General features: G+C 70.8%; 10 protein-coding genes. 2 read left to right on the top strand and 8 right to left on the bottom strand.

Annotation, left to right across the window (positions count from 1 at the left end; translation table 11 throughout):
* Positions 1-66: 66 nt before the first annotated feature.
* Complete coding sequence (gene paaZ / locus IPN47_01275) at positions 67-2,100, bottom strand: phenylacetic acid degradation bifunctional protein PaaZ (GenBank protein MBK9406679.1); 2,034 nt, start codon at positions 2,098-2,100, stop codon at positions 67-69.
* Between the two features lie 313 nt (positions 2,101-2,413).
* On the opposite strand from paaZ, the gene IPN47_01270 reads away from it, so the two are divergent.
* A complete protein-coding gene (locus IPN47_01270) occupies positions 2,414-2,899 on the top strand; it encodes a hypothetical protein (protein MBK9406678.1) in 486 nt (161 codons plus the stop codon).
* 142 nt (positions 2,900-3,041) lie between these two features.
* Positions 3,042-4,880: a gamma-glutamyltransferase gene (gene ggt, locus IPN47_01265; GenBank protein MBK9406677.1), complete on the top strand. Its 1,839-nt coding sequence runs from the start codon at positions 3,042-3,044 to the stop codon at positions 4,878-4,880.
* Positions 4,881-4,915: 35 nt separating this feature from the next.
* On the opposite strand, the gene IPN47_01260 is transcribed toward ggt, so the two are convergent.
* The 7 genes from IPN47_01260 to IPN47_01230 all read right to left on the bottom strand — a co-directional run bounded on the left by IPN47_01260 (position 4,916) and on the right by IPN47_01230 (position 11,603).
* Entirely contained in the window at positions 4,916-5,512 is a 597-nt protein-coding gene (locus tag IPN47_01260) for a transferase hexapeptide repeat family protein (protein MBK9406676.1), read from the bottom strand.
* On the bottom strand, positions 5,509-6,723 hold the full coding sequence (pcaF, locus tag IPN47_01255; GenBank protein ID MBK9406675.1) for a 3-oxoadipyl-CoA thiolase: 1,215 nt from the start codon (positions 6,721-6,723) through the stop codon (positions 5,509-5,511). Before pcaF ends, IPN47_01260 begins: the two co-directional genes overlap by 4 nt.
* Positions 6,716-7,171: a hydroxyphenylacetyl-CoA thioesterase PaaI gene (paaI, locus tag IPN47_01250; protein ID MBK9406674.1), complete on the bottom strand. Its 456-nt coding sequence runs from the start codon at positions 7,169-7,171 to the stop codon at positions 6,716-6,718. The genes pcaF and paaI overlap by 8 nt, the downstream gene beginning before the upstream one ends.
* Positions 7,168-8,334 (bottom strand): 3-hydroxybutyryl-CoA dehydrogenase, encoded by a 1,167-nt coding sequence (locus tag IPN47_01245; protein MBK9406673.1) that lies wholly within the window; start codon positions 8,332-8,334, stop codon positions 7,168-7,170. The genes paaI and IPN47_01245 overlap by 4 nt, the downstream gene beginning before the upstream one ends.
* 34 nt (positions 8,335-8,368) lie before the next feature.
* Entirely contained in the window at positions 8,369-9,160 is a 792-nt protein-coding gene (locus IPN47_01240; protein ID MBK9406672.1) for a 2-(1,2-epoxy-1,2-dihydrophenyl)acetyl-CoA isomerase, read from the bottom strand.
* A 114-nt stretch (positions 9,161-9,274) separates the two neighbouring features.
* Positions 9,275-10,630: a peptidylprolyl isomerase gene (locus IPN47_01235; GenBank protein ID MBK9406671.1), complete on the bottom strand. Its 1,356-nt coding sequence runs from the start codon at positions 10,628-10,630 to the stop codon at positions 9,275-9,277.
* Between the two features lie 103 nt (positions 10,631-10,733).
* Entirely contained in the window at positions 10,734-11,603 is an 870-nt protein-coding gene (locus IPN47_01230; protein ID MBK9406670.1) for a HEAT repeat domain-containing protein, read from the bottom strand.
* Positions 11,604-11,852 lie beyond the last annotated feature (249 nt).

Raw genomic sequence — 11,852 nt, 5'->3', positions numbered from 1 at the left:
ACAGCGAGCGGCGGCGCTCGGGGAGAACGCCGACGGGACGGACGCCGCCCCGCAGCCCGTCTCGGGCTACTGTCGGGCGACGAGGGTCAGGATGGTGTACGTCGCGACCATCTCGCCCTCCTGATTGTTGACACACACGTCCCACGCCACCACCCCCTGCGGGACGCCATCGGCCGGTGTCTCCTTCAGCGTCTTCTGTTTGCAGGTGAGCTTCACCTGGATCGTATCCCCGGCATAGACCGGCTTGGTGAATCGCAGGTTCTCCATGCCGTAGTTGGCCAGGACCGGTCCGGGCGCCGGGTCGACGAACAACCCAGCCGCGGCGGCGATGACGAAGTAGCCGTGCGCCACCCGCTTCCCGAAGATCGACTCCTTCGCCGCGATCTCGTCCATGTGGGCGTAGAAGTGGTCGCCGCTCAGGCCAGCGAAGTTGACGATGTCGGTCTCGGTCACCGTGCGGCGATGCGTGGTGAGCGAGTCGCCGATCTCCAACTCGTCGAAGTACTTCCGGAAGGGGTGGATGCGGTCGGTGGGCTGGTTGGCACCCGGAATCCACTCATTCGTGATGCGGGTGATGGTCTCCGGCGCCCCCTGCACCGCCGTGCGCTGCATGTAGTGCATCACGCCGCGCATCCCCCCCATCTCCTCACCGCCCCCCGCGCGCCCTGGCCCCCCGTGCACCAGGTGCGGAAGCGGCGATCCGTGCCCCGTCGCCTCCTTCGCGCTGTGCCGATTGGCGACGTAGAGCCGGCCGTGGTACGCCGCCGTCCCCAGGACGATGTCGCGCGCTACCCGGTGGTCGGCGGTGAAGAGCGACCCGCAGAGCGACCCCTTCCCCAGGCGCGCCAGCGCGATGGCGTCGTCGACGGTGGCGTACGGCATCACCGTGTTGACCGGGCCGAACGCCTCGATGTCGTGCGGTGCCGAGTTGGCAAACGGTGTGTTGCAGGCGAGCAGCGTGATGGGATAGAACGCCCCTTTCTCGGCGTCGGCGTTGACCAGCGCACCGAGTGCACCGCCGAAGACGACCTCGGCTCCCGCGCGAATCCCCTCGGCCGCCTTGCCCACCTCACGCACCTGCGCGCGTCCGGCGAGGGGCCCCATCTTCACCCCCTCGGCGGTGGGGTCGCCCACCTTCACGTCGCCCAGCCGCTTGCGCAGCGCGGCGATCACGTCGCCCATCACGTTGTCGGGGACGATCGTGCGGCGGATGGCGGTGCACTTCTGCCCCGCCTTCGACGTCATCTCCCGCACGACCTCCTTGACGAAGAGGTCAAACTCCTCGGTGCCGGGGACCGCATCGGGGCCAAGGATGGAGCAGTTGAGCGAGTCGGCCTCCATGTTGAAGCGCACCGCGTTGTGCACCACGCGCTTCGACTCCTTGAGCATCCGCCCTGTCGACGCCGACCCGGTGAAGGCGACGGCGTCCTGGCACTCGAGATGGTCGAGCAGGTCGCCCGCGCTCCCGCAGATGAGCTGGATGGCGCCCTCGGGGAGGATCTTCGACTCGACGATCATGCGGAACGCCGCCTCGGTCAGGTACGAGGTCAGCGTGGCCGGCTTCACGATGCAGGGGACGCCCGCCAGCAACGACGGCGCGAGCTTCTCCATCATCCCCCAGACGGGGAAGTTGAAGGCGTTGATGTGCACCGCCGCCCCTTCCAGCGGGACGCAGATGTGGCGCCCAACGAAGGTCCCCCCCTTGGAGATCGCCTCCGCACCGCCATCGACGTAGAACGTCTCGTTCGGAAGCTCACGACGCCCCTTGCTGGCGTACACGTAGAACGTCCCGATCCCACCGTCGATGTCGACCCACGAGTCCGCCTTGGTGGCCCCGGTGGCGGTGGAGAGCGCGTACAACGCCTCCTTTCGCTCGCCGAGGTACTTGGCGACCTCCTTGAGCATCAGCGCGCGCTGATGGAAGGTGAGGCGACGCATCGCGGGGCCGCCGACGGTGCGGGCGTAGTGGAGCATCGCCTGGAAGTCGAGACCGGCGCTGCTCGCTTCGGCCACCTTGTCGCCGGTGACGGCGTGGAAGAGATCGGTCGCGGATCCGGTGCCCTGCACCCACTGGCCGAGGGCGAAGTTCTGGAGTCGCATGCGGGGAATGGCGGTGGAGGGAGGGGGCGCGGGGACGCTCCCGGCTGCCGGCGGACACCAGGAGTCGCCTCCGGTCGACACGCCGAGCGGGATAAGTTAACGGTCGGGTTGCCGCTCCGGCGGACAGGGGGCGGCGGAATCCCGTACGACGCCGTCGGCGCTTCGCTCTTTTGCCGCAGAGGTCCGACCACAAGCGTGGAGGTGCGGTGTCTCCCGGCGCGTGGCCCGAAGGAGGCGACCTCCGGGAGGGGCCGTGGACCCCTCAACATCAGGAGGCTCAATGCTGAGTCGCAATCCACTCCGTGAGGGCGTAATGGCCGGCGCTCTCGGGGCCACCGCGATTGCCGGGTGGACCCTCGCCGTCGACGCGTTCACCGACCGGATCGGCGTCACGGGGGCGCTGATCGGGGCGTGGATCTACGAGGCGTTAGGCGCCGGCTTCGGCGGGCGCGGCTTCGGGGCACACATCGTCACCTGGTTGGTGGCGCTCTACATCGGTGTCATCGGCATCGGCATGGTCGCGAGTTGGCTGTACAACGGTGCTGAAAGGAAGCCATCGCTGGCCTTCGGCCTGATCATGCTGGTCGTCGTCCTTGAACTGATCCTGCTCAACCTCACCGGCCTGGCCTCGCAGAACCCGATCTTCGGTGGCGGCGCATGGCTGTACGGGCTGATCGGCAACATCATCGGCGCCTTCGTCATGGGGCGCTTCCTCTGGAGAACGCATCACCCCGATGGCGCGTGGGACTGGGAGCACGCGAACGACGAACACTTCCACACGGGGATGAAGAAGGTGTAACCCCGCAGCACGACACGCAGGTCGACCGGTGGCACCCCTCGGGGGGCCACCGGTTCGTCGTCTGGCGCGTGGCGGCACCCAGCACGGGGCGCCCGTGCACCGTCTGGTAGCCGCCCCACGGCGTTCGCGGTATCGTCTCCCCATGCCGATTCCGCATCGATCCCCGTCGGGCGCCCTCGCTCGCCGCGCCTCGCGTCCCCGCCTCGCCGTCACCCTCCTCGTCGCCGCGACGACGCTCGCCCTCCCGCTGGCGGCGCAGGGCACCCGCTCGACAACACGCGCCGTGCCGGCCGCGACGCGCGTCCCCCCCGGCGGCACCGGCGCCGTCGCCTCGACTCGCGGGATCGTCGTCTCGGTCTCCAACGTCGCCTCCGACATTGGCGCCGACGTCCTCGCGCGCGGCGGCAATGCGGTCGACGCCGCCGTCGCCACCGCCTTCGCCCTCGCCGTGACGCACCCGTCGGCCGGGAACATCGGCGGCGGCGGCTTCATGGTCGTGCGCAAGGCGACCGGCGAGGCGACGACGTTCGACTTTCGCGAGAAGGCCCCGCGCAGCGCCTCCGCGACGATGTTCCTCAACACCGACGGCTCCATCGCCTATGCCCGCACCGACTCCGGCTGGCTCGCCCCCGGCGTTCCGGGGACCGTGCGGGGGATGGAGATGGCACACAAGGCGTTAGGCAGGCTGCGGTGGCGCGACGTCGTCCTCCCGGCCGCACAGCTCGCGGCGCGCGGCTTCCCGCTCTCCCGTGCGCTGGCCGCGGACCTCAACGAACAGCTGCGCACCACCTTCGCCCCCTTCCCCGCCTCGGTCGCGGCGTACGGCAAGCGCGGCGGCAAACCGTGGCGTGCCGGTGACCTGCTGCGGCTCCCGGACCTGGCGCGCACGCTGCGCACCATCGCCGACAGCGGGGCCGACGCCTTCTACACCGGGTGGATCGCCGACTCCCTCGACGCCCAGATGCGCGCGCACGGCGGGGCCATCACGAGGCAGGACCTGGCCGACTACCGCGCCGTGGAACGACCGCCGCTGCACGGCTCCTACCTGGGGTACGAGATCATCGCCATGGGGCCGCCCAGCTCCGGCGGCACGGTGCTGCTCGAAGTGCTCAACCAGCTCGAGGCGCTCAACGCCGAGCGCTTCACGCGCACGTCGAGCGACTTCCTGCACCTGCGCATCGAGGCGGCGCGCCGCGCCTACCTCGACCGCGCGCGCTTCCTGGGCGACCCCGACTTCGGCCCCATCCCGGTCGACCGCCTCACCGCCAAGAGCTACGCCGACTCGCTCGCCCGCAGCATCGATCCCAACCGGGCCTCCAACTCGGTGGCGTTAGGCGGGTCGCTGGTCAGCACGAGCGAGACGATGCAGACCACCCACTACTCGGTGGTCGACGCCGAGGGCAACGCGGTCTCGGTCACCTACACGCTCGAAGGCGGGTACGGCTCGGGGGTCGTGGTGCGCGGGGCCGGCTTCCTCCTCAACAACGAGATGGGGGACTTCAACAAGAAGCCCGGCTACACGTCCACACGCGGCGACATCGGCACCCCCCCCAACGTGGTGGCGCCAGGCAAGCGCATGCTCAGTTCGATGACTCCGACGATCGTCGCCCGGGATGGCGCCCTCGTCCTGGTGACCGGTTCACCCGGCGGTCGCACGATCCCCAACACCGTCCTCGACGTCGTGCTGGGGGTGACGGCGTTCAAGCTCTCCGTGCGCGCCGCCGTCGACGCGCCGCGCCTGCATCATCAGTGGCTCCCCGACGAGACCCGCTACGAGGCCGGCGCGATCCCCGACTCCACGAAGCAGGAACTCGAGGCGATGGGGCACGTCATCCGACAGGGCCCCGTCCGCTCGCAGGGTGATGCCCACAGCATCTGGTACGACGCGACGACCCGGACCGCGTACGGAGCCAACGACACGCGCACACCGGATTCGAAGGCGAGCGCCCCCCGAGCCAAGGGTAGCCGCGCGAAGCGGTAGCCGCACGAAGGAGTAGGCCACGGCGCGGCCCCGGCCTACTCCTTCGTGCGGCTCCAGGGCTTGAGCGCGGGGAACGGGCGCGTCCCCCAGCCGGCGGGCTTCTCACGCAGGGGATCCACGCCCTGCAGCGTGGCGTGCAGCTGCGCCGGGAGCGCCTGGTAGAGCGCGGTCCCCTCGGTCTTCCAGGCGAGCATCTCGTCGGAGACGTCCTTCACGATCTTCGCCGGATTCCCCACCACCACCTTGCGATCGGGGACCTGCATCTCGGCGGGGACGAAGCAGAGGGCGCCGACGATGCAACCGGCGCCGATCACGGCGTTGTCCATCACCACCGCATTCATCCCCACCAGGGCGTTGCGGCCGATGCGGGCGCCGTGGATGATCGCGCCGTGCCCGATGTGCGCCCCTTCCTCCAGGACGACCGTCACACCGGGGAACATGTGCACGGTGCAGTTCTCCTGGATGTTGCAGCCGTCGGCGACCTCGATGGCCCCCCAGTCGCCGCGCAGCGCCGCCCCGGGACCGACATACACGTCGCGCCCGATGGTCACGTGCCCGGTGACGACCGCCTGCGGATGGACGAAGGCGGTCGGGTCGACGACCGGGATGATGCCGTCGAAGGCGTAGATCACGCGCGCTCGAGGATCATCGCGAACCCCTGCCCGACCCCGATGCACATCGTGCACAGCGCATACCGCTTCCCCGTCCGCTGCAGCTCGCGCGCCGCGGTGAGCGCCAGCCGCGCCCCCGACATGCCTAACGGGTGACCGAGCGCGATCGCGCCGCCGTTCGGGTTCACCCGCGGATCGTCGTCGGCCACGCCGAGCTCGCGCAGGACGGCCAGGCCCTGCGCGGCGAACGCCTCATTGAGTTCGATCACGTCCATCTCATCGATCGACAGACCGGAGCGCTGCATCACCAGTTGCGTGGCCGGGACCGGTCCGATGCCCATGATGCGCGGCTCCACACCGGCCGCGCCGGCCGCCACGACCCGCGCGATGGGTGACAGCCCCTCCTCCTTGCACGCCGGCTCCGACGCGAGCAGCAGCGCGCACGCCCCGTCGTTGATCCCCGACGAGTTCCCGGCGGTGACCGACCCCTTGCCGTCGGTGCGGAAGGCCGGCTTGAGCCGGGCCAGCCCTTCGAGCGTCGTGTCGGGGCGGATGAACTCGTCGGCCGCCACCTCCGCCGTCGTCCCGCGCTTGGCCCCGGGCACCTGCACCGGGACGATCTCCTCCACGAATCGCCCGCCCTCGCGCGCGGCCGCCGCCTTCTGCTGCGAGCGCAACGCGAACGCGTCCTGGTCCTCGCGAGAGATCTTCCACTGGTCGGCCACGTTCTCGGCCGTTTGCCCCATCGCGTCGATCCCGTACTGCTCCTTCATCGCCGGATTCACGAAGCGCCAACCCAGCGACGTATCGAAGAGCTGCGCGTCGCGGGCGAAGGGGGTCGTCGCCTTCGACATCACGTACGGCGCGCGCGACATGCTCTCCACGCCACCGGCGATGTAGAGCCCGCCCTCGGCGAGCTTGACCGCACGGGCCGCGTTGGCCACCGCACTCAGCCCCGAGGCGCACAGCCGGTTCACCGTCTCCCCGGGGACGCTGGTCGGGAGTCCCGCCAGCAGCGACGCCATGCGCGCCACGTTGCGGTTGTCCTCGCCCGCCTGGTTCGCGCAGCCGAGGATCACGTCGACGATCTTCTCGCCCTCCACGCGCGACTGACGGCGCAGCAGCTCGCGGATCGTGAGCGCCGCCAGGTCGTCGGGACGCACGCCGCTCAGGGCGCCGGCAAAGGAGCCGATCGGCGTCCGTACGCCGTCGACGATGAAGGCATCACGCATGGCTGGTCTCGTCGGGAAAGTGAGGGCGCGACGTCTTGTACGCGGTCCCCTTGAAGAGCGCCACCACGCGGTCGTGCTGGTTGGTCACCACCACGCGATAGTAGCCCAGTCGATTGGAGCCCGCTTCTTCGTCGGCGACCGCCGTCAGCACGTCGCCGGGGTGGATCGCCGCGGGATAGGTGATCGTGTTGTCCACCGCCACGGTCACCGTGCCGTGGGTGTTGCACGCGCAGGCAAAGGCCGAGTCGGCGAGCGAGAAGACGATCCCGCCGTGCGCCACGCCAAAGCCGTTCACCATCTCGGGGCGTACGGTCATGCGACAGGTCGCGTGCCGCGGCGCCACCGCGACGACCTCCAGTCCCAGCCACCGGCTGAGCGCGTCGGTGGCCATCATCCCCTCCACCACCCGCTCGGCAAGTCGCTGCGGATCGTTGGTCGAAGCGGTCATAGGGCGAAGCGGTCGGCGTTGCGCACCATGCGGCGCAGCAGCGGCGACGGGCGATAGCGATCCTCCCCCGTCTCGGCCTGCAGCGCCTCGAGATGCTCCAGCAGCTTCTCGAGCCCGATCTCGTTCCCCCAGGCCAGCAACCCCTTGGGGTAGTTGACCCCCTTGGTCATCGCCAGCTCGATGTCGGCCGCGGTGGCAATTCGCAGGTAGAGTGCGTCGGCCGCCTCGTTGACCAGCATCGCCAGCGTGCGCCGGAAGATGATCGTCCCCAGCGTCTCGTCCTTGACCGGCGCCGGCGACGTGGCCCCGTCGGTGTAGTCGTAGAAGCCGCGCCCCCGCTTGCGTCCGAGCAGCCCCGCCTCGAGCAGGCGCTTCTGCGTGAGGGACGGGCGATAGCGCGCGTCGTAGTACATCGACGTCCAGACGCTCTCCGTCACTATGTAGTTCACGTCATGGCCGATGAAGTCCATCAGCTCGAACGGTCCCATACGGAAGCCGCCGATCGTCTTCATCGCCCAGTCGATCGTCGCGACGTCGGCGACCCCCTCCTCGAGCATGCGCAGCGCCTCGCCGTAGAACGGGCGCGCGATGCGATTGACGATGAAGCCCGGCGTGTCAGCCGCGCGCACCGTCACCTTCCCCCACGACGTCACCAGTCGCGTCGCCCGCTCGACCACCGCAGGATCGGTGCGCACACCGGGAACGATCTCCACGAGCGGCATCACCGTCGCCGGATTGAAGAAGTGCACGCCCACGACCCGTTCGGGCGACGCGCACCCGCCGCCGATCGACGCCACCGACAGCGACGACGTGTTGGTCGCGAGAATGCAGTCGTGCGCGACGACGAGTTCGATGGCCCGGAACGTCGCCTGCTTCACTTCGAGCTTCTCGACGATCGCCTCGATCACGATCCCGCACTCGCGGAACGGGCCGACGCCATGGTCGGGTTCCACCAGCTGCAAGCGCGCCAGTGCCGCGTCGCGCGCCTCGGCCGTCATGCGCCCCTTCTCCACCTCCCGCGCAAGGCCGGCGGCGATCGCCTCCTGCGCCCGGCGTACGGTCGCATACACGGCATCGGTCAGGAGCACGCGATGCCCGCGCGCCAGCGCGACCTGCGCGATCCCCGAGCCCATGGCGCCGGCACCGACCACGCCGACCACCATCCCGTCCGCCGTCTCGGCGGCACCGCCCGTGGCGTTACTCACCGCGAAACTCCGGTGCCCGCTTCTCGCGGAAGGCGCGCACCCCCTCCACGAAGTCGCGCGTGCGCCCGGCAGCACGTTGCAGCTGTTCCTCGACCTCGAGCTGGGCGACCACATCGTGGGTCACGGACGCGTTGAGCGCCTGCTTCGTGAGGGCGAAGCCACGCGTGGGCTGCGTCGCCAGCTGCAGCGCCAGCGCCTCCGCTTCCGCCATCAGCGCCTCCGGTTCGCAGACCCGCCAGATCATCCCCCACTCCGCCGCCTGTTGCGCCGACACCTTTTCGGCCAGGAAGGTCAGGGCCGTCGCCCGCGCCATCCCCACGAGGCGCGGAAGGAAAAAGGTCCCTCCGCTGTCCGGAATGATCCCCAGCTTGCTGAACGCCTGGATGAACGACGCCGATCGCGACGCGAGGACGATGTCGCACGCCAGCGCCAGGTTGGCCCCCGCCCCCGCCGCGACGCCGTTGACCGCCGCCACCACCGGCTTCTCCAGCTGCCGCAACCGGCGCACGATGGGATTCCAGAGTTCGCGCACCACGTCGCCCAGGTCGGGGAGCCCCGCCGGGTCGTCGAGCGACACCGCCCCCAGGTCCTGGCCGGCGCAGAACGCACGCCCCGCGCCGGTGAGCAGCACCGCGCGCACCGCGCCGTCGTCCGCCGCACGGTCGAGCACGTCTTGCAACTGACGGCCCATCGCCATGTGGAACGAGTTGAGCACGTCCGGGCGGTTCAGGGTGATGCGCATCACCCCTCCCGACACCTCGTGCAGGATTGCCGTCTCAGTCATGCCGTGCCTGTCGTGGCCGAAGGTCGCGTGTGTGGTCCAACGTCGGCGCCCCGCCGGTCTCCAGTGGCCTCCACTGACCAACCGCGCGGGACGATGGGTGGAACCTAGCCGCGCTCACCGCGCCCGCACCACGTCCACCCGCTCGATCACATCGCCCTCGATGATCCCCTCCGCCACCTCGCGCCCCTGGATGATCTCGCCGAACACCGTGTAGTCGTGGTCGAGACGGAAGTTGTCGGTGAGGTTGACGAAGAGCTGCGCGTCGCCGGTGTCGCGCCCCCGCGTCGAGATCCCCAGCGTCCCGCGCACGTGGCTCGGGAGCCCCACCTCGTCGCGCATGAAGGGGCCATCCCCCACGTACTCGGTCGCCGCCGGACTCCCCCCCTGGATGACGAAGGTCGGTTCCACGCGATGGAAGGTCAGCCCCGCGTAGTAGCCCGCACGCGCCAGGCGCACGAGGCGTGCGACCGTCACCGGCGCCTCGTCGGTCAGGAGCCGCACGACGAACGAGCCGCCCCCGCTCGCCGAGGACATCTTCACCAGCAGCCGAAGCTCTCCGCCCAGGAGCGAGGCAACCTGCTCCCCGGGGCGCGGGAGCGGCCGTGGCGTCGCCGCCACCCGCCGCAACGTCCAGCGCTCGAGGATCGTCGCCGCTCGACGTGCAACCGTGGAGTCGAAGTCGGCGGCGTAGGCGGCGAGCCGCGATGCCTGACGCGGCCCCCCCAGTTCGCCCAACCGATCCAGGATCGCCAGGCGCGGATCGAGCGCGTTTTCGCGCTGCTCCGCGCTCAGCCGGTCGAACGCCGCCAGGAGCGCCGGCACCACCGAGTCGGGGAACGGCGCCCCCTTGAGCGCCGTGGCCGCCTGCAGCACCACCTGATAGTCGGTCGACGCGAGCGCCGCGGTGAAGACACGATCGGCCACGTGTCCCACCGTGGACGAAATCCCGGCGAGCGCCGCCTCGCGCACGTTGCCGTTGGTGTCGTACGCGAGCGCGCTGAGCGTCAGCGTGTCCTTCACCGCCGCCGCGGCGCGCGCCACATAGAGCCGCACCTGCCACAGCGGGTGCCGGGCGTCCCGGCGCAGCAGCGGGATCGCCGTGGCCGGCGCCACACGTGCCAGCGCCACCAGCGCGTGGGCGTGCGGATGCCAGCTGGTCCCCCCCTTGGGGCGGATCGCGCGCTGCGTGTTGCGCATGTCGATGACGCCGAGCAGCGTGTCGGCCGCCACCTGTCGCTCGTCGCATCCCGTGCCTAACGCGTCGATCGCGGCCAGCAGCACGTGCGGGTTGGGATCGTACGTCATGGCGATGAGCGGCGCGCACGGGCGCGGGGACGGCAGGGTGCGATAAGCCCGCACCGCCTCGAAGCGCACCACGAACGACGGATCGCGAAGCGACGCCGTGACCACCGCGCGACGTACCGCCGTGTCACGCAACGCCTGCGACGCCACGACCGCCAGTCGCCGCACCTGCTCGTCGCCATCCTGGCGTGCGCGCCTGACGAGTTCGGACGACGTATCGCCAGCCGCAATGAGTCCCAGGTACGCGAGCCGGCGGACCGAGGGGCCCAGGTCACCGGCGGCGGCGGCGGCTCCCCGCCCGCGGGGCCGACGAGTCCAGCCCGAACGTCGTCGCCCAGCGCATCGCCGCCAGCGCCCGCGGCGACGTCCCCCCGGTCTGCCGCCGAGCGCGCGCCAGCGAGTAGAGCCCGTGCATGATCCCCTGCGCTACCCGCGCGTCGCCGCGCACCAGCGGGCGCCCCCCCACCCCGGGACGCTCCCCCATCTCCACGATCACGCGCTCCACCTCGCGCGGGACGACCGAATCGGCATACGGCAGTCGCCCGAGCGTGCGGGCCGCCGCGCCCAGGAAGGCCGGATCGGGAAAGCGCTCCGCCGTGCGCACCAAGGCGTCGACGGCGTTGTCGATGGCAGCGCGCCGTTGATCGGCGGTCGCGTCAGCGCTGCGCAGCCCTTGCAGCGCCTGGGCGATCGCGTTGGCCGCCTCGAGACGCACGCGAGGGTCGGCATCGGCGAGCGACGGCGTGATCGAATCGAGCAGCGTCGGGCGCTGCAGCCGCCCTAGCGCCCGCACCGCCACGCGACGTACGGTCGGCGACTTGTCGCCGAGCGCCGTCAGGATCGGGGCGGTCCCTGCGTCATCGCGAGGGCGCGCATCCTCAGCCGCAATCACCCGGACGAGGGCGCTGCGTTCGGCCGCCGAGAGCGCGGCTCCGCTCGCTCCCGCGGCCCCCACCCCCGTCCCCGCCGGCCGAGTCCCGGGGCGCACCGGCGAGACCTTCTGCGCGCCGATGGCGCGCGTCGCACACGCCAGCGCCGCCACCACCCCCCACGCGGCGAGCGTGCGTGGAACGGACCTCGTGAAAACGGCCGAGAGCCAGCGCGTCGTCGCGCGGGCACCGTGCCTAACGAACAGCGTCATGCGGAACCGGGGCGATGAGGGTCGATCGCGCGCCTCCCCGCCCGATGCGGGGCCGACGCGCCGAAATGTGCACCAGCGAGCGCGGACTTGCACCGGTGGCCGTGGCCGCGTGCGAACGGCCGCCGTCGAGGCCACCGCCATGGGGTGCCCACCACCCGTCGATGCCACCGCCCGCGGTGGCACCGTTTACATCGTCGCTCCCGGTTTCGTCACGCTCCCTCGAGCAGTCCTCCCCGATAGATTTCCGTC

The sequence above is a fragment of the Gemmatimonadota bacterium genome, from assembly GCA_016719105.1.
Lineage (GTDB): Bacteria > Gemmatimonadota > Gemmatimonadetes > Gemmatimonadales > Gemmatimonadaceae > SCN-70-22.
Note: the sequence above shows the minus strand (reverse complement) of the source record. Positions and strands in the feature narration are given on the sequence as shown.

Bases quoted from the DNA above. Each gene is read 5' to 3' on its own strand.
- IPN47_01245 (MBK9406673.1), bottom strand. From the start codon at position 8,334: ATGGTGGTCGGCGTGGTCGGTGCCGGCGCCATGGGCTCGGGGATCGCG.
- ggt (MBK9406677.1), top strand. From the start codon at position 3,042: ATGCCGATTCCGCATCGATCCCCGTCGGGCGCCCTCGCTCGCCGCGCC.
- IPN47_01270 (MBK9406678.1), top strand. From the start codon at position 2,414: ATGGCCGGCGCTCTCGGGGCCACCGCGATTGCCGGGTGGACCCTCGCC.
- IPN47_01230 (MBK9406670.1), bottom strand. From the start codon at position 11,603: ATGACGCTGTTCGTTAGGCACGGTGCCCGCGCGACGACGCGCTGGCTC.
- paaI (MBK9406674.1), bottom strand. From the start codon at position 7,171: ATGACCGCTTCGACCAACGATCCGCAGCGACTTGCCGAGCGGGTGGTG.
- IPN47_01240 (MBK9406672.1), bottom strand. From the start codon at position 9,160: ATGACTGAGACGGCAATCCTGCACGAGGTGTCGGGAGGGGTGATGCGC.
- paaZ (MBK9406679.1), bottom strand. From the start codon at position 2,100: ATGCGACTCCAGAACTTCGCCCTCGGCCAGTGGGTGCAGGGCACCGGA.
- pcaF (MBK9406675.1), bottom strand. From the start codon at position 6,723: ATGCGTGATGCCTTCATCGTCGACGGCGTACGGACGCCGATCGGCTCC.